The sequence below is a fragment of the Mycolicibacter icosiumassiliensis genome (assembly GCF_900078685.2).
In the GTDB taxonomy this organism is placed as follows: Bacteria; Actinomycetota; Actinomycetes; order Mycobacteriales; family Mycobacteriaceae; genus Mycobacterium; species Mycobacterium icosiumassiliensis.
This window is the reverse complement of record NZ_LT546166.1, coordinates 2,069,598-2,086,868: the sequence shown is the minus strand read 5'-3', so window position 1 is coordinate 2,086,868 and position 17,271 is coordinate 2,069,598. Positions and strand designations below refer to the sequence as shown.

The 17,271-nt window shown below is 67.9% G+C and carries 13 protein-coding genes, 1 tRNA gene and 1 pseudogene; 7 read left to right on the top strand and 8 right to left on the bottom strand.

Annotated features, from left to right (window positions below):
• Nucleotides 1-9: 9 nt before the first annotated feature.
• Nucleotides 10-2,033 (bottom strand): annotated as a pseudogene (locus BN4346_RS33885) (TPM domain-containing protein).
• A 137-nt stretch (nucleotides 2,034-2,170) separates the two neighbouring features.
• Between BN4346_RS33885 and BN4346_RS33880 the strand changes: the two are divergent.
• Nucleotides 2,171-3,433: a deoxyguanosinetriphosphate triphosphohydrolase gene (locus tag BN4346_RS33880; RefSeq protein ID WP_067971490.1), complete on the top strand. Its 1,263-nt coding sequence runs from the start codon at nucleotides 2,171-2,173 to the stop codon at nucleotides 3,431-3,433.
• 6 nt (nucleotides 3,434-3,439) lie between these two features.
• Here the strand turns inward: BN4346_RS33880 and BN4346_RS33875 are convergent, their stop codons facing one another.
• Entirely contained in the window at nucleotides 3,440-4,207 is a 768-nt protein-coding gene (locus tag BN4346_RS33875; RefSeq protein ID WP_096867512.1) for a sensor domain-containing protein, read from the bottom strand.
• A 93-nt stretch (nucleotides 4,208-4,300) separates the two neighbouring features.
• Here BN4346_RS33875 and dnaG point away from each other — a divergent pair, with 93 nt between their 5' ends.
• Nucleotides 4,301-6,229 carry a DNA primase gene (dnaG, locus tag BN4346_RS33870; RefSeq protein WP_067971488.1) on the top strand — a complete coding sequence of 643 codons (1,929 nt, stop codon included), beginning with the start codon at nucleotides 4,301-4,303 and terminating at the stop codon, nucleotides 6,227-6,229.
• A gap of 2 nt (nucleotides 6,230-6,231) precedes the next feature.
• Here the strand turns inward: dnaG and BN4346_RS33865 are convergent, their stop codons facing one another.
• Complete coding sequence (locus BN4346_RS33865; RefSeq protein ID WP_067971485.1) at nucleotides 6,232-6,486, bottom strand: hypothetical protein; 255 nt, start codon at nucleotides 6,484-6,486, stop codon at nucleotides 6,232-6,234.
• 134 nt (nucleotides 6,487-6,620) lie between these two features.
• Here BN4346_RS33865 and BN4346_RS33860 point away from each other — a divergent pair.
• A tRNA-Asn gene (locus BN4346_RS33860) sits at nucleotides 6,621-6,696 on the top strand.
• A gap of 18 nt (nucleotides 6,697-6,714) precedes the next feature.
• Here BN4346_RS33860 and BN4346_RS33855 read toward each other — a convergent pair.
• Nucleotides 6,715-7,110 (bottom strand): hypothetical protein, encoded by a 396-nt coding sequence (locus BN4346_RS33855; RefSeq protein WP_067971482.1) that lies wholly within the window; start codon nucleotides 7,108-7,110, stop codon nucleotides 6,715-6,717.
• A 50-nt stretch (nucleotides 7,111-7,160) separates the two neighbouring features.
• On the bottom strand, nucleotides 7,161-9,125 hold the full coding sequence (locus BN4346_RS33850) for an acyl-CoA dehydrogenase family protein (protein WP_067972371.1): 1,965 nt from the start codon (nucleotides 9,123-9,125) through the stop codon (nucleotides 7,161-7,163).
• Nucleotides 9,126-9,170: 45 nt separating this feature from the next.
• Between BN4346_RS33850 and BN4346_RS33845 the strand changes: the two genes are divergently transcribed.
• From BN4346_RS33845 to BN4346_RS33835, 3 genes are all read left to right on the top strand, one after another.
• On the top strand, nucleotides 9,171-10,313 hold the full coding sequence (locus BN4346_RS33845) for an esterase-like activity of phytase family protein (protein WP_067971478.1): 1,143 nt from the start codon (nucleotides 9,171-9,173) through the stop codon (nucleotides 10,311-10,313).
• 198 nt (nucleotides 10,314-10,511) lie between these two features.
• The gene (locus tag BN4346_RS33840; RefSeq protein WP_067971474.1) at nucleotides 10,512-11,204 is read left to right on the top strand and encodes a TetR/AcrR family transcriptional regulator; all 693 of its coding nucleotides are present in this window, start codon (nucleotides 10,512-10,514) and stop codon (nucleotides 11,202-11,204) included.
• Nucleotides 11,204-11,860: a TetR/AcrR family transcriptional regulator gene (locus tag BN4346_RS33835; protein WP_067971471.1), complete on the top strand. Its 657-nt coding sequence runs from the start codon at nucleotides 11,204-11,206 to the stop codon at nucleotides 11,858-11,860. The genes BN4346_RS33840 and BN4346_RS33835 overlap by 1 nt, the downstream gene beginning before the upstream one ends.
• A gap of 5 nt (nucleotides 11,861-11,865) precedes the next feature.
• Here the strand turns inward: BN4346_RS33835 and BN4346_RS33830 are convergent, their stop codons facing one another.
• From BN4346_RS33830 to BN4346_RS33820, 3 genes are all read right to left on the bottom strand, one after another.
• Nucleotides 11,866-12,231 (bottom strand): PAS domain-containing protein, encoded by a 366-nt coding sequence (locus BN4346_RS33830; RefSeq protein ID WP_096867511.1) that lies wholly within the window; start codon nucleotides 12,229-12,231, stop codon nucleotides 11,866-11,868.
• Nucleotides 12,232-12,649: 418 nt separating this feature from the next.
• The gene (locus BN4346_RS33825; RefSeq protein WP_067972367.1) at nucleotides 12,650-14,458 is read right to left on the bottom strand and encodes a putative bifunctional diguanylate cyclase/phosphodiesterase; all 1,809 of its coding nucleotides are present in this window, start codon (nucleotides 14,456-14,458) and stop codon (nucleotides 12,650-12,652) included.
• Nucleotides 14,459-14,694: 236 nt separating this feature from the next.
• Nucleotides 14,695-15,144, bottom strand: a complete 450-nt coding sequence (locus BN4346_RS33820; protein ID WP_067971466.1) for a MarR family winged helix-turn-helix transcriptional regulator — start codon at nucleotides 15,142-15,144, stop codon at nucleotides 14,695-14,697.
• A gap of 133 nt (nucleotides 15,145-15,277) precedes the next feature.
• On the opposite strand from BN4346_RS33820, the gene BN4346_RS33815 reads away from it, so the two are divergent.
• Nucleotides 15,278-17,266: an ATP-binding cassette domain-containing protein gene (locus BN4346_RS33815; protein WP_067971463.1), complete on the top strand. Its 1,989-nt coding sequence runs from the start codon at nucleotides 15,278-15,280 to the stop codon at nucleotides 17,264-17,266.
• The last annotated feature ends 5 nt before the right edge of the window (nucleotides 17,267-17,271 follow it).

Here is a 17,271-nt window from a genome sequence, read left to right as displayed (position 1 = left end):
ACCCGAGGGCTAGAAGCGGCCGCCGCCGCCGAAGAAGCCCCCGCCCGAAGACGAGCCGCCGAACGAGGTCGGACTCCAACCGCTCCCTCCGCCACCGCCGAAGCCGCCGCCTCCACCGGAGAGGATGTTGCCGATGATGATGCCGCCCAGCATGGCGCCGGTGTCGTTGCCGCCTCCCGGCCCACCGCCGTAGCGCCCGTAGTAATCCCGCTGGGCAGCCTGCACGTCGGCTTTGGCCAGTGACTGCGCCGCGGCGGCTAGCGTGGCCGCGCCGTTGGCCGCCGTGATGGCACCCGCGACATCGGTGGCGCGCTTGTCCTGGGCGGCATCGAGGCGGCGCCGGGCCTCGGCCAGCCGGGTGCGCGCCTCCGGGCCGACGCTGCCGCGACGGGTGTCGATGTAGTCGGACACGGCGCGGATGCGCGACGACGCGGTGAACAGGGCCTGCTCGAGCGTGCGGGCCAACCGCTCCGCGGCCGCGCGTTCCTCGGCCACGGTGTCCAGCAGCTGGTCCAGATTGCCGTCGGCCTTGATCAGCGCGGTGAAGGCCCCCAGGGGATCTCCCGAAGTGCGGGCGGTCGCCACGGCCTTGACCACGGCATCGCGAGCAGCCAACAGCTCGGCGGAGTGCGTGCCCACCCCGCGCTGCAGCTGTTCGGTGGCCTGTGCGACACCGGCTTCCGCGTCGGCGATGGTCTCGGGCAGCGTGGCGACCGCGTGACGGATGTCGCTGGCGGCGTTGTCGACCGCGTCGAGCAGCGCCCGGCCCTGGCCCAGCCCCGATTCGGCGGCCCGCACCGCATCCACCAGCTCGCTCTGGCCGCCGGTCACCGGCCGGTTGGCCAGGCTGCGCGCCCGGGTGATGTTGCGTTCGGCGAAGGCGGCGCGATCCTGTGCGGTCTTGACGTTGCCGGACACCGTACTGAGCGCGGTGGCGTCGAATTCGGTGTGCAGTTCGACCAGGTGCTGCTCGGAGGCCGGGATGCGTCCGGTCAGCTCGACCAGTTGCTGGGTCAGTGTGTCGAGGCGGTCGCCGGCGTTGAGCACCAGGTCGCGCAACTGCTCGAACGCGGCGCGCTGGGTCTCCAGTTCGCGGTCGGCCTTCGAGGCGGGGGCGCTCACCCCCGGGCGGCCTGCGAGGCGGTGACGATCACCCCGGTCAGCAAGTCGCGCTGTTGGGCGGGGGTCTCGGGGATGTCGTCGTCGAGTTGCTGGCGCACGGTGAAGGCGTGCTCCATGGCCGCCTTGGCCGAGGCGACGGCCTGGGCGAACGGCCGAACGCGTTCCTGGCCGAACTCGTCGAGGGCCAGCGCCAGTTCGTTGGTGCTGGTGCGCACCGCGTTGTCGACCTCGACGACTTTCTCCCGCGACAGGGCGTCCAGCGCGAACACCGGGACGTCGGACAGCGCGTTGGGGTCGGTCGGATCGACGCGTCGGGCCGCCGCCAGTGCAGCGGCGCGGCGCCGGCGCCGCAGCTGACGGACCACCAGCAGCAGCACCAGGCCGGCGGCCGCCACCGCCGCCAGGGCGATCAGGATCGGTGCCCAGCTCACCTCGGTCGGAGCGGCGGCGGCGTCGAGTCCAGTGGCAGCCGCCGAGGCCGCACCGGACCAGTCGCCTCGGTGCAGGGCCGGTTCGATCTGGTTGCGCCGCAACGCGTCGACCTTGCCCGAGCTGATCTCGGAGATCCCGTTGGACACCAGGAAGGCGTAGCTGTGGTCGGCGGTGGCCACCGCGAGCAAGGCGTCGTTGCTGCCCAGATCGCTGAGCCGCGCCGTGCTGCGTCCCCAGTCCTCGGCGGTCTGCCCGGAGAACACGTCGACGTAGACCACCCACAGCCGGATGTGCCGGTCGGCGTAGAGCTTGTCGATCGCGTCCTGCACCCCGGCGCGCTCCGATTGCGAGAGCGCCCCGGCGCTGTCGGTGATCAGGGTGGGCAGATGCATCGGAGGCTGCGCCGCGGCGCTTGGAGCTACCAGCAGCACGGCGATGAGAAACGCCAGGGCGGCGCTGGCCAGGCGGGTGATGCGCATGCCGGTAAATCTATATGCGATCGGCGAGTGATCGACGCCGATTCTGCGACCGGTCCGCCTGGTTTCGCGGCGGTCGGGCGCCGAACTTCGGCCCGCCGTGTCAGGGTCCCGGGTCGGGTCAAAATAGACTGGCGGCGGTGGCCACAAACTCTTGCGACAGCTACGACGCGCACGACCGCGAACGCATCGTGGCGGAGTCGTCGAAAACCGCCGGGCTGCCCGGAACCGGCGGCCAGCACCGCACCGACTTCGCTCGCGACCGGGCCAGGGTGCTGCACAGTGCCGCGCTGCGCCGGCTGGCCGACAAAACCCAGGTCGTCGGCCCCCGCGACGGGGACACCCCGCGCACCCGCCTGACGCACTCGCTGGAGGTCGCGCAGATCGGGCGGGGGATGGCCATCGGCTTGGGCTGCGACCCTGACCTGGTGGATTTGGCCGGGCTGGCTCACGACATCGGCCACCCGCCTTACGGACACAACGGTGAGCAGGCGCTCAACGAAATCGCCGCGAGCTGTGGCGGATTCGAGGGAAACGCGCAGAACTTCCGCATCCTGACCAGCTTGGAGCCCAAGGTTATGGGTCCCGACGGTGCAAGTGCGGGCCTGAACCTATGCCGGGCGACGCTGGACGCGGTCACCAAATATCCGTGGCGGCGCCGCGCGACAGACGGCTCGGTACGGACCAAGTTCGGCTTCTACGACGACGACCGAGAGGCCGCCGACTGGATGCGCCGCGGCGCACCGGAGGGACGCGTCTGTCTGGAATCGCAGATCATGGACTGGGCCGACGACGTCGCCTACTCGGTGCATGACGTTGAAGACGGCGTCATCTCCGGCCGGATCGACTTGCGGGTGCTCGCCGATGCGTCGACCGTGGCCGAGCTGACGCGTCTGGGTGACCCCCAGGGGGTGCACGATCTGGCTGGGGCGGCTCGCCGGCTCACCGAACTGCCGGTGCTGGCTGCGGTGGGTGCCTACGGCAAATTCCCCGTGACCCTGTCGGCGTCGGTGGCACTCAAGCGGTTGACCAGTGAACTGGTCGGGCGCTTCGCCTCCGCGGCGATCACCGCCACCCACGATGCCGCCGGCCCCGGGCCGCTGACCCGCTACCAAGCGGATCTGGAAGTGCCTGAACTGGTGCGGGCCGAAGTGGCCGTGCTGAAAACCCTTGCGGTGCAGTTCATCATTTCGTCGGATCAGCACCGCAGGATTCAGGCCGCCCAGCGCGAGCAGGTGCACGAGGTCGCGCACCGGCTACTCGCCACGGCACCGGAGAGCCTGGACCCGATCTTCGTTCCAGCGTTTAACGCCGCGGCCGACGACAATGCGCGGCTGCGGGTGATCGTCGACCAGATAGCGTCGTGCACCGAGGGGCGGCTGGAACGCCTCGTTGCGAGGTGAGTGAACTCAGCCGAGCTTGGCGACCTTGTCCATCATCGCCCGCACGACATCGGTGCTGCTGGTCTGCGGGTCGCCGGAACCACTGGCGTTCTCGGTTCCGGTGAAGGCGATCAGGACTCCGACGATGCAGTTGTCCCGCACCCCGATAGCGCGGGTGTCGGGCGCCTTGGGACTCTTGTCCAGCACGATCGATGCGGCCAGGACGTCCTCGGTGACCCGCACGTCGGTGATGTGCATTTCGGTGCCGGGAAGGTGCGGCGATCCAGCGGTATCCGGGTCGGTCGCGTTGACCGGTTGCCCGTTGCAGTGTTTCCACTGCTCGGCGAACTTCTCGAACAGCTGCCGGGCGTCCGCGGCGGTGGGCAGGGCGACCACGGCCTCCTTGACGAACATCACCCGGGTGTCGAGCGGCTTGAATCCGTCCCGGGCGGGCTCGGAGTCGATCCACGTCTCACGCGCGTAGCTCTGCACCGGCGCCGACGCGTACACGCTTCGCTGCGCGACGTCGAGGACTCCGACGCAGTCGCCGGGGGTCGCCGAATCGTCCATCGCCTCCAGGCCGCCGTAGGACGGCGGACCGGTGACAGTGGTGAAGGGCTGATCCAGCATTGCGGTCAGCTCGGTGCCGTTGAGCAGCACCTGCTTGACGGTCTCGCCGGTGACGCCGGCCGCACTCCGCGACCGGTCGGGCAGCACCAGCCAGGTCGTCACCGCGGCCGCAGCGAGCACGGCGACGGCGGCAAGGGTCACCAACCAGACCCGTTTCGAGTTCATTTACGCCCCTGACGCAGCAGTTGACCCGTCATTAAAGCATGGGCGGTGGCGACATCAGGGTGCTAGGCAGATACGGCGCTCTAGACTGACCCGGTGCCAGGCCGTATCTCCGATCGCGACATCGCCGCTATCCGCGAACGTGTCCGGATCGAGGACGTGGTCGGCGACTACGTACAGCTCAGGCGTGCCGGCGCGGACTCTCTGAAGGGCCTGTGCCCGTTTCACAACGAGAAGTCGCCGTCCTTCCACGTGCGGCCCAACCACGGCCTCTTCCACTGCTTCGGCTGTGGCGAAGGCGGCGACGTCTACGCCTTCATACAGAAGATCGAGCACGCCAGCTTCGTCGAGGCGGTGGAGCTGCTGGCCGACCGGGTCGGCCACACCATCACCTACACCGGCGCGTCGGCGACCAACATCCAGCGCGAGCGCGGCGGCCGGAGCCGGCTGATCGCCGCCAATGCGGCGGCCGCCGAGTTCTACGCTGCGGCGCTCAGTACTCCCGAGGCAGCACCGGCGCGCAAATATCTCACCGAGCGAAATTTCGACGCCGCCGCCGCTGAACGGTTCGGTTGCGGTTTCGCCCCGTCGGGTTGGGACGGCCTGACCAAACATCTGCTGCGCAAGGGCTTCGAGTTCAAGGAACTGGAGGCCGCGGGCCTGTCCCGGGAGGGGCGCCGCGGTCCGATGGACCGATTCCACCGCCGGCTGCTGTGGCCGATCCGTTCCGCGGCGGGGGAGGTGATCGGGTTCGGTGCCCGTCGGCTGTTCGACGACGACCCGATGGAGGCCAAGTACGTCAACACCCCCGAAACCACGCTCTACAAGAAGTCCAATGTGCTGTTCGGCCTTGATCTGGCCAAACGAGACATCGCCCGGGGGCACCAGGCGATCGTCGTCGAGGGCTACACCGATGTGATGGCGATGCATCTGGCAGGTGTCACCACCGCGGTTGCCTCGTGCGGCACCGCCTTCGGCGATGAGCACTTGGCGATGCTGCGCCGACTCATGATGGACGACAAGTTCTTTCGGGGTGAACTGATTTACGTCTTCGACGGCGACGCGGCGGGACGTGCCGCCGCGGTCAAAGCGCTCGAGGGTGAACAGCAGCTGGCTGGGCAGTCGTTCGTCGCGGTCGCCGCCGATGGCATGGATCCGTGCGATCTGCGCCTGGCACACGGTGACGAGGCGCTGCGCGACTTGGTGGCACGCCGCACCCCGCTGTTCGAGTTCGCGGTGCGCACCGCGCTCACCGAGATGGACTTGGAGACGGCCGAGGGCCGGGTCGCTGCGCTGCGCCGTTGCGTGCCGATGGTCGCGGCGATCAAGGACCCGACACTGCGCGACGAGTACGCCCGCCAGCTGGCCGGCTGGGTGGGCTGGGACGACGTCGCGCAGGTGATCGGCCGGGTACGTGCGCAGGCCAAGAACGAGGCCAAGGGCGATGCCAGAGCCAGCGGGCCGGTTCGGGACCGTCAGGCGTCCCGCGCGGCCGCCAGCCCCGCCGAACAGCCGGCGGTCGCCCGACCCAACCCGGCCGATCCGACGTTGTGGCCGCAGCGTGAGGCACTCAAGGCGGCACTGCAGTACCCGGCGTTGGCCGGGCCGGTGTTCGACACCCTGACGGTGGAGAGCTTCACCCACCCCGGTTATGCCGCGGTGCGCGCGGCCATCGATGCCGCGGGAGGAACCGCCGGGGTGGCTGGGCCCGGCGGCGCGCAGTGGATCGAAACGGTGCGTGAGCAGACGCCCTCGTCGCTGACCACCGCGCTGATCCATGAGTTGAGCGTGGAGGCCATCCGCGTCGATGAGGACAAGCTGCCGCGTTATATCGGCGGGGTGCTGGCCCGGCTGCAAGAGGTGTGGGTGGGCCGACAGATCGCCGAGGTCAAGTCCAAACTGCAGCGCATGTCACCGGTGGAGCACAGTGACGAATACCACGCGCTCTTCGGCGATCTGGTGGCCATGGAGGCCTATCGGCGCAGCCTGCTGGAGCAGGCCAGCGGCGACGATCTGACCGCCTGAGCTCACCGCTGCGGGTCGTCGTCCGGCTCCTCTGGCCGCACCACCGTGATGCCGTCCTCGAGTTCGGTCAGGGTGACCATCGTCGGATCGGGATGGATCCGATCGGCGATGCTGCGCCGCCCCTTGTCGATCAGCGCCTTGGCGACCGGACTGCTCGTCACCGCGTGATAAGTGCCGACAATCTGCTCGTAGCGGCGGCGGCCGGCTTTAGTGCCCATCACGTAGCCGACCCCCATCACCACGACATACCCGATCAATGCGGCCCCTTAGAACAGTCGATGCAGTGCTTCCATCCTGCCTCACGCGGTGCAACGGGGGCCGGGTGCGACCCCCGTTGCACCGCGGTGGTTTCGGTATGCGCTAGAGTCTTGCAAGTCCGCGAGGACAGCAATCCCCTGTAGCTCAATTGGCAGAGCATTCGGCTGTTAACCGGAGGGTTGGTGGTTCGAGTCCACCCGGGGGAGCCACGTTTGAGGCCGGCGGCGTTAGTCCAGCCGGGGAATCACCGACGGACCCGCCTGCGAAGGCGGCTGCTGCGGTGCGAACATCGCCGGCGCCTGCTGTGACTGCGGCCCCTGTTGCTTGGCGGCACGGGCCTGGGCGAGCGCGTTGACCAGCGGATTGTTGGCCATCATCTCGCGACGCTCTTCTTCGCTGAGCTCGTAGATCGCCCACGCGCCCCAGGCGGCCGGACGCACGTACACGGTGACCTGCTGGCGGCCGTTGTTGAAGACGGCGGGAACCGCCACGGCCCGGTCGGTGGCCGCGAAGGTGGCCATCTCCTCGGTGATCCGCTCGAGATCAGCGGTTTCGTGCAGCTCATAGGTGGGCGCTTGCACGCCCTTGGTGGGGGTGGCATTCAGGGCGAGGAACCACGCCATGAGAGGTACTCCTTTGTTCGGTCTGGGGTCCAGACAGCCTATAAAGGCGGTTAACCGGCGGACGCACCGGCGGGCGGTACCGACAGGTGTTCCGGATGCAGCATTTCGGCGTACCGCAATTCTTCGGGGATGCCGAACCCGTCGATCAGAGTCTGTGCGTGCGGCCGCAGTTTCCGGCACCGGTCGTTGATGCCACGGGTGACCGCTTTGGCTCGATCGGTGGACAGATACCGGTGCTCGATGTACCAGGCCTTGTCGTCCTCGATGACGCTGAGCGCGTACAGGTCGCACACCAGCTCCAGCAGTTCGCGGGCATCGGGGTCCGGGCAGGAGTCGATTCCGGCCACGAACGCCTCCAACACGACCCGATCGATGTGAGCGGTGGCCGCATGCAACATGTGGTCCTGTACCGCGTTGAAGGCGTCGAAGTCGCCCAGCTCTTGGGCTTTGGCCCTCAGCCGCCTCGCCACCGAGGTGAGCAGATACTCTTCGCGGTCTTCGAACATGTGCACCTGCGTGCCCCGGTTGAACAGGCTGCCCTCCTCCTCGCTGTCCTGCCTGGCGTCCACGATGGTCTGGATGATCGTCTCGGCCGCAGTGCGTTTGAGCACCCGATCCCCGACAGTCTCGGCCGCGAACCGCACCCACCCGGCCGGGCTCATGTCGGCGATGTCATCGGCGTACGTGGTCAGCAGCTGCTTGGCCACCAGCTGTGTCAGCACGTGGTTGTCGCCCTCGAACGTGGTGAACACGTCGATGTCGGCGCGCAGGGCGATCAACCGGTTCTCGGCCATGTACCCCGCGCCGCCGCAGGCCTCGCGTGCCTCTTGGATGGCCCGGGAGGCGTGCCAGGTGTTGGCCGCTTTGAGTCCGGCTGCTCGTGCCTCCAGCTCGCGCTGCTCCTCGGCGTCGGGCTCGTCAGCGGTCTGCAGATCATGGCATCGGCCCACCAGCTCGTTCTGGGCGAACTGCAGCGCATAGGAGCGGGCGATCAGCGGGAAGAGCCGGCGCTGGTGAACCAGGTAGTCCATGATCAGCACCTCGTGGTCGTCCCCATCGTCCCCGTCGTCGCTCGGGGCGCTGAACTGCCTGCGCTGCAACGCATATCGGGTAGCGATGTCCAGCGCGACCCGGGCGGCGGCACCCGCGCTGCCGCCCACCGAGACCCGGCCCCGGATCAGGGTGCCGATCATGGTGAAAAACCTCCGGCCGTCGCTCTCGATCGACGATCGGTAACTGCCGTCCGGCTCCACGTCGGCGTAGCGATTCAGCAGGTTCTCCCGGGGTACCCGGACGTGGTCGAAGACAATGCGTCCGTTGTCCACCCCGGGAAGGCCGCCCTTGTAGTGGCAGTCCGAGGTGGTCACACCCGGCAGATCCTTACCCTGCGCGTCGCGGATCGGCACCAGGAAGCAGTGCACACCGTGGTTTTCATTACCGGTGATGAGTTGGGCGAAAACTGCTGCAACGGTGGCGGTTTCGGCGGCACCGCCGATGTAGTCCTTGCGTGCCGATCCGGTGGCGGAGTCGATCACGAATTCCTGGGCTGCCGGGTCGTAGGTGGCGGTGGTCTCCAGTGACTGCACGTCGCTGCCGTGGCCGGTCTCGGTCATCGCAAAGCACCCGAGTACGTCGAGGTCGATGATCTTCTCGACGTAGGCGCGGTGGTGGCGTTCGGTGCCGAGGTTCTCCACCGCGCCTCCGAACAGCCCCCACTGCACCCCGGCCTTGACCATCAGCGACAGATCCGACATGGCCAACATCTCGATCATGGTGATCGCCGCGCCGACGTCGCCGGTGCCGCCGTGTTCCTTGCGGAAACTGTCCGCTGCCACGCCGGAGCCGGCCATGATCCTGAGCTGCTCGGCGACCTTGGCGCGGGCGATCGCCGTGTTCGGTGTGTAGTGCGGACGAAACTTCTCATCGCACAGAGTGACCCGGACCTGGTTTTTCACCGTCCGCCAGCGGCCGTCCAAGGTGTCGCGCAGGGCATCGGAAGTGGTCACCTCATCCACCGTATCCACGCGGGGCCACCGGTAAACCGGGTTTAGATTATCGATGTGCGTGAGACTCTGAGCCGGTTGCCGGCACTGTGCGGTGTGCTGCTCGCCGGCGGTGCTGCGCTCGCGGGGTGCGCACCGTGTGACATCCCCACGGCGACAGCCGGACTGCAGTATCTCGGTCAGGCTGTGCTCGCGCCGAACACCACGTTCGCCGGTACCGCCGTGGGTGGCCTGTCCGGGATCAGCTACGACCCCGGCCGCGACTGCTACTACGTGATCAGTGACGACCGGTCGGCCCACGGGCCGGCCCGCTTCTACACGGTGCGGCTTTCGGTGTCAGAGCGCGGCGTCGACGGTGTGGCGATCAGTGCGATGAACCCGCTGCTGGACGCCGGCGGACGCCCGTTTGAGCCGCAGGCTTTCGACGCAACGCCGCCGGTCATACCGCCCGACCCCGAAGGCATCGCGTTCGATGCCCGTCGGCAGCGGTTGTATTGGTCCTCCGAGGGGGAGCGGCGCACCGATGGCCCACGCGGTGCGGTGTTGGCCGACCCGTGGGTGCGTACCGCCGGGCTGGACGGCAGCTACCTCGGCCAGTTCACCATGCCGCCGCAGCTGGCGATGTCTGCCCAGCCCACCGGGCCGCGGCGCAACACCACCCTCGAAGGCCTGACGGTGACCGCCGACGGGCGAATGCTGTTCGCCGCAATGGAGGGTCCGGGATACGACGACGGCCCGCTGCCGGATCGGCTGCACGGCGCACTGACGCGCATCACCGCCTACCGCCTCGACTCCGGCGCGCCGGTCGCCCAATACGCCTACCCGCTGGAACCTGCGGCTGCACCGGCCGAAACCAACGGCCTCACCGACCTGGTGGCCCTGTCGGACACCGCGTTCCTGGTGATCGAGCGCGCGTTCAGCGACCGCCCGACGGTACGGCTGTTTCGCGCCGAGATCGCCGGTGCCACCGATGTGCTCGGTATGCCCGCGCTGGCGGGTGCAGCCGTGACTCCGATGACCAAGACTCTGGCGGCCGACCTGTCCACCACGCCTGGGCTGGACCCGCTGGACAACATCGAGGGGCTAACGCTGGGCCCGCGTCTGGCGGATGGTCGGCGGACGGTGGTACTGGTCAGCGACGACAACTTCTCGCCGCGCGAGGTGACCCAGTTCCTCGCCTTCGCGATGCCCGCCGACTAGCCGGAAGACGGTGATCGCCGGCGCGACAGTCTCAAGCAGACCGAATACAATCTGGCACCACGGAATTGGCGTTTTCGGAATGTCACCAGAGGTGAATGACGATTTCAAGTATAGAAATGAGTCAACTTTCTCATTCGACTGATACCGTAGCCCGGGTGTGGTACGACTGCTGGTCAGCGACGAGGCTGAGATTGCGCGTTGGCTGAGTCGACCGACCGGCGCGCCGATGCGACGCGTCAGCAGATCATCCGTGCCGCTGCGCATCAGTTCGCCCAGCGGCCCTTTCACGACGTCGGCCTGGACGACATTCTGGCTGAAGCCGAATTGACCAAGGGCGCGATGTATTTCCATTTCCGCTCGAAGCATGCGCTTGCCTTGGCCGTCATCGACGAACAACTTGCCAAGACGGGCACAGCGATCCGGGCATTGGTGGACCGCAAACTTTCCGGTTTGGAAACACTGCTTGACGTGGGCTACCTCATGGCCATCGAAGATCTCACCAGCGACAGTGCCCGAGCGATGCTGCATCTGCTTCCGGTAGTCGGCGGTGGTGAGGGGCTGCAGGCCACGGTCCTCAACAACGCGATTCAGGAGTTGAGCGTGGTGACGGGGCGGGCCATCACCGAGGGCGACATTCTCGATCGCGATCCGCAGGATGTGGCCCGGATGATGGTGGCGCTGTACCTGGGGTTGCGGCAGGCGGGCAATCTTGATGAGCCCGAACGATTCCTGCGTGACCTGGAGCGGATCTGGTCGGTGGTGCTGCCCAGCGTGGTGCCCGCCGATCGCATCGACTATTTCGTTCAGTTCGTTCGGCGGCGCACGACGTTGGCAATCAAGACCACCTCGGCGGAGGAGAAGTCCGCGGTGCCCGACGGGGAGGCAGGCTGATGGCGCGTCAGGTCCGCTCCGAGGCAACTCGGCGCAAGCTGCTCGATGCGGCCATCGACGTTTTCGGTGAGGCCGGCTACGTCGCTGCCGGGCGAACCGCGATCATCGAGCGGGCCGGGGTGACCAAGGGGGCGCTGTACCACCACTTCGACTCGATGGATTCGTTGGTGACGGCCATCATCGAGGGTGGTTTCGCCACGGTCTTGACCAGGTTTCGGAGCATGTGCCAACCGTCCTCGCCTGCCTTGGAGGGGATGATCCACGGCATGTTCGCCGTCACGGAGCTGTTGTCCGTCGACAAGGAGGCGCGGGCCGCGGGTCATTTGGTCTTCGCATTGGCCGAATCCAACGAATTGGGGGCCGAGGTCGGCGGCGAGTGGGCGGACGTCATTGCCGCCCAGACTGCGCGCGCGATCGCCGAGGGCGACTTGCGCGAAGACCTCGACGCCCGCCAAGTTGCCGAGTCGATCACCTCGGCGATGCTCGGGACGTGGCTGCTGACGTACTACACCGGTGACAGCATCGGCCGGGTGTGCCGGATGTGGGAGACGCTGTTGCCCGCGATCGTGGTGGCCGACTCACTGCCGTATTTCCGGCAGTTCCTGGCGCGCGACGCGCAGCGCTATCAGAACGGCGGGACAGCCGCCGAACGCTGAACGCGCTAGCGCTCCTCCAGCCAGAGTTGTTCGGTGAGGTCTTGGAACGTGGCGAGCGCAACCCGGTCGTCGGCGCGTTCGAGCGCTGACTTGCTCATCAGGGCGCGCACCGTCGAGCCGTCCCGATGTTCCAGGGAAACAACCAGATTGGCCAGGGAATGCATCACCGACAGAGCCGATTCCTCGGCCGGTGGTACCTGACCGAAGATCTGCCGAAACTCTAGGGTCAGCACCTCTTCCTGGGTGTAGCCCAGCATGGCGGCGAACCCGCTGTTGGCGAACAAAATGGTGCCGTCGTCGGCGATCGCGAGCACCGGAACGGGAATCCGCTCAAGCGCGACCAGGGCCGGCAGCTGCCGCAGTGTGTCCATCGGTGCCAGAGGGGTTTGCGCGTTCCGCCGTCGCTCCATGGATCTGATTATGACGGGCACCGCCGACGGCGTGTGCGGTGTTCGCCGCTGCCGGTTGGTGACCGCGACGCGGGCCACACCTAGACCATCGACGTGAGGTGACGCACAGTCTCGTATGGATTGAACACCATCCAAAAGGTATGTACTATCTCCGGTTATGCGAGGGACTGGTTTGTACGGATCGGGCGCGCTGAGGCGTGCGCCGGGGCCGGCGCCGGTGAGTTCCTCCCCAAGCTTCGCCCGGGGCACCTTGAGGGGTCCGCATCGCCATGTGCCGCCGCACGCCGAGCCGCGTTGGTGCACCGCACCGACCGCAGCGCTCGCCGGCAGGCAGACGGGGGTGCGGTTGCGTGCCGTTTTCAACCGGGCGACTTTCTTGTCAGATCACCAAAGCCTGGCTGTCGGCCAGGAAGGGCATCGCCATCCAGCGTGACGCCAGCATCGCTTCGGCGGCGGGGCCCGGCACCGGGCGGGAGAACAGGAATCCCTGCGCTCGGTGACAGCCGTGCCGCATCAAGGTGAGCGCGGCCGCTGAGGTCTCCACACCCTCGGCGACCACCTGCAGGCCGAACGCCTCGGCCAGGGCGATGATCGCTCGCACGATCGCGAGATCGCCCGGATTGACGCCCAATTCGCGCACGAACACGGTGTCGATCTTCAGGGTGTCGACCGGCAGATCCTTCAGGTGTGACAGGACGGCGTAACCGGTGCCGAAGTCGTCGATGGCGATCTGCACCCCGGCTTCGCGCAGTTCGGCGAGGGTACGACGGGTGTTCTCGATGTTCTGCACCACCGCGCGCTCGGTGATCTCCAGGCACAGCGAGCCGGGGCGTAGACCGAATTCGTTGATGGTTTCCACCACGTTCTGGACGAAACCGCGGGCGGCCAACTGGACGGGCGAGACGTTGACGCGCAGGGTCGCGTTGGTCCGGACGCCGTTGGTCTGCCATTGGCTGAATTCCGCGCACGCGGTGCGCATCACCCACCGGCCCAGATCATCGGCCAGGTTGGCGGATTCGGCGATGCTGATGAACGAACTCGGCAACAGCAACCCGCGGGTGGGATGGCGCCAGCGGACCAGCGCCTCCACCGCGACGATGGCGCCGCTCCACAGATCGACCTCGGGCTGGTAGTACAACAGCAACGACTCATCGTCGATCTTGCCCTGCATGTGCAGTTCGATGTCCTTGCGGAACAAGCTCTTCAACGACATGTCGTCGGTGGAGCTGACCGTCTGGTTGCCGCCGCCGCGTTTGGCGGCCAGGACGGCCTCGTCGGCGCGGTGCAGTAGCCCTGCGCTGGTGTCCTCCCCGGGCAGCCCCACCGTCACGCCCACGCTGACCGTGCTGTTGACGGTGTGGCCCTGGATCTCCACCCGCTCGCGCAATGCGCCCTGCAGCCGGTCGGCGAACGTCTCGGCGCTGGCCATCGACATCGGCCAGTCCGGGATGACGACGAATTCGTCCCCGCCGATCCGGGCCGCCATGGTCCGGTTCCCGGCGTACGCGCGCAGTCGCCGGGCGAAGTCCTGGATGAACCAGTCGCCGGCGGCGTGACCGAGGTAGTCGTTGATCGGTTTGAGCCGGTCGAGGTCGATGTAGAAGACGCCGACCGGTCCGGGGTTGCCGGCGACGAGTCGCTCGGACAGGTGGGCGACCAGCGCACGGCGATTGTGCAGGCCGGTCAGGTCGTCATGGTCGGCCAGGTAGCGCAGTCGCTCCTCGGCCGCGACACGGGCCTGCAACTGCGCGAACAGCGATGCGATCGCCTCGATCGTGTTGAGTTCTTCGGGCCGCCACTTGGGTCGGCGGAACTTGACCAGGCCGAGCATGCCGATGGTCACCGGACCGGAGATCAGCGGCGCGGTGGCCACCGACAGCGATTCGATGGCATGGTCCATCGCCATCTGGCGCACGTACCCGGACTCGTCCGGTTCCGGCCGGATGACCGCCACCCGCTTGCCGTGCGCACAGGTGGTGAAGACCGGATCGGCGGTGGTGAAGGAAACGACCGCCAACGGGTCGGGCTCCGGGGCGTCCGGGCGCGGCGGCCATTCGGCCACCAGCTTGGAGGCCCTGATCTCGTGGTCGTTGTGGCGCAGGAATCCGGCATCGACGTTCAGCTGCTCCACCAACGTCTGCAGCACCCGCTCACTGACCGCGGCTGCCGTCGACGGTGTGGTCGCCATCAGTTGGGCGGCGATCGAGGTGACCAGCGCCAATCTATCCGCCACGATGTCCTTCCCCCGAAGACTGGCAACCCAGTGGGCGAGCCGCGGGGGCCGCAGGAGGCCTGGGATCGCTTCGGCCGATGCCGCTGTTGAGCATATTCGAAAAGACGGTCGGGCCGGAATCATCTCAGCCGAATTGCGGCTGCTGGATGGATGGGCGAGCGGGGTGTCTACCGCCCTACCGCCCTACCGCCTTAGCGCACCGGACGGGTCGGGCCAGCCTCGGCCAGGAATCGGTGCAGCACCTCAACCGCGTCGGAGAGCGTCCGGCGGTCTTCGTCGGACAGCCGGTCCAGTTCGGGGTCGAGGGCCGCGGCCCGGTCCTGGCGGACCCGTGCCATGGTCGCGATGCCCTTGTCGGTGATCCGGATCAGCACGGCGCGGGCGTCGAGCGGGTCGGGGGTGCGGGTGGTCAGGCCGGCGTCCTCGAGTCGGCGCACCTGAGTCGTCATCGTCGGCTGGGAGCAGTGGTCCACCGCCGCCAAGTCGGAGATCCGGGCCACGTCCAGGTCCTCGATAGTGGACAACAGTCGAGCCTGTGCTCCCGGGATAGGGAGCGCGACTCGCTGGGTAGCGAGCCGATTCAGCCGGGAGACAACGCTGAGCAAATCGGCTCCGAGACTGACCTCGGCGGGGGCGACCATCTGGCGAGTATTTCACAAGGGTGCACGAAAGTGGAACAGCTCGGTCCGGGTCGGGTGGGGCGCTGCGAGCGACTGGCAGAATCGACGGGTGACGAAGACCGGCCAGGGCGTAAACCGACTCCGGGCGCGGTCGATGCAGCCCTTCGAGATTGCGCAGGCCGCTGTGATGGCGGCGCTGTGCGCGGCGACGGCGATCATCGCGGTCGTGGTGCCCTTCGCCACTGGTTTGGCGATGCTCGGCACGGTACCGATGGGGCTGTTGGCCTACCGCTACCGGCTTCGCGTGTTGATCGCCGCCACCGTCGCCGCCGCGACTATCGCGTTTTTGATCGCCGGCATGGGCGGCTTCATGACTGTGGTCAACAGCGCCTACATCGGCGGCTTGACCGGCGTCATCAAGCGCCATCGCCGTGGCCTGCCCACTGTGATCCTGGCCTCCGCGGTGGCCGGCGGCATCTTCGGCACCGCTATGGTGCTGGCCCTTACCGTGTTGTCCCGGCTGCGCCACCTGATCTTCGACGCGATCACCGCCAATGTGCACGGGACCGCGGCTGCCCTGGCCCGGGTGCCGCTGCCGGAATTCCAGCGGGCCGCCCAGGACCTGAACGGATTTCTCGGTGTGCTGCTGCAGTACTGGCAGTGGCTCATCCTGGCCCAGATGACTATCGGCGTCATGATCGTCTCGCTGGTCGGGTGGTGGGCGTTGTCCCGGGTGCTCCACCGGCTCCGCGGGGTGCCCGACGTGCACAAACTCGATCTTCCGGTCGAGACCGGCCCGGTGGCGCCGGTCCCGGTCCGGCTGGATCAGGTGCGGTTCCGATATCCGCAGTCCGACCATGACGCCTTAGGGCCGGTGAGCTTGGAAGTGGGCGCCGGCGAGCACGTCGCGGTCACCGGCGCCAACGGGTCGGGCAAGACCACCCTGATGTTGATGCTGGCTGGGCGGGCCCCTACTGCGGGCGCCGTCGAACGTCCCGGTGCGGTGGGGCTCGGGGCGCCCGGGGGCACCGCGGTAGTCATGCAGCATCCAGAGAGTCAGGTGCTGGGCACCCGGGTCGCCGACGACGTGGTGTGGGGTCTGCCGCCGGGCACCACCACCGACGTCGAGCGACTCCTCGGCGAGGTCGGCCTCGCGGGTTTCGCCGAGCGGGACACCGGCGGCCTGTCCGGCGGGGAGCTGCAGCGGCTGGCGGTGGCGGCGGCGCTGGCCCGCGAGCCCGCACTGCTGATCGCCGACGAGGTCACCAGCATGGTCGACCCGCAAGGACGAGAGGCGCTGCTCGGGGTGCTGTCGGGACTGTCCGAACGGCACAGCACCTCTTTGGTGCACATCACCCACTACAACGACGAGGCCGGCAGCGCCGACCGGACCATCGACCTGTCCGGGTCCCGCGACAACACCGCCATGGTGGAGACCGCCGAGGTGCCCGCCGCGCCGGCCGATCGAGGACCCTGCGGTCCGCCGGTGCTGGAACTGTCCGGCGTCGGGCACGAATACGCCGCCGGTACACCCTGGGCCAAGACCGCGCTGCGCGACATCAGCTTCAGCGTCGACGAAGGCGACGGGTTGTTGATCCATGGCGGCAATGGCTCGGGCAAGTCCACCCTGGCCTGGATCATGGCCGGCCTGACGACTCCGACCACCGGCAGTTGCCTGCTCGGCGGCCGGCCCGCCGACCAGCAGGTGGGGGCCGTGGCCCTGTCGTTCCAGGCGGCTCGGCTGCAGCTGATGCGCAGCTACGTTGGCCGGGAAGTGGCTTCTGCCGCGGGCTTTTCGTCGCGCGACCACGCCAGGGTCAGTGCCGCACTGGCTGCCGTCGGCCTAGACGCGGCGCTGGCCGGCCGGCGCATCGACCAGCTGTCCGGCGGGCAGATGCGCCGCCTGGTGCTGGCGGGCCTGTTGGCCCGGTCTCCGCGGGCGTTGATCCTCGACGAGCCGCTGGCCGGTCTCGACGCCGACAGCCGGGACGGCTTGCTGCGACTGTTGGAGGAATTGCGGCGCGAGAGTGGTCTGACCGTGGTGGTCATCTCGCACGATTTCGCCGGCCTCGGCGAGTTGTGCCCGCGGACACTGCACTTGCACAACGGTGTACTGGTGCCGGCGCCGGCGGGTGCGACGTGACGGGG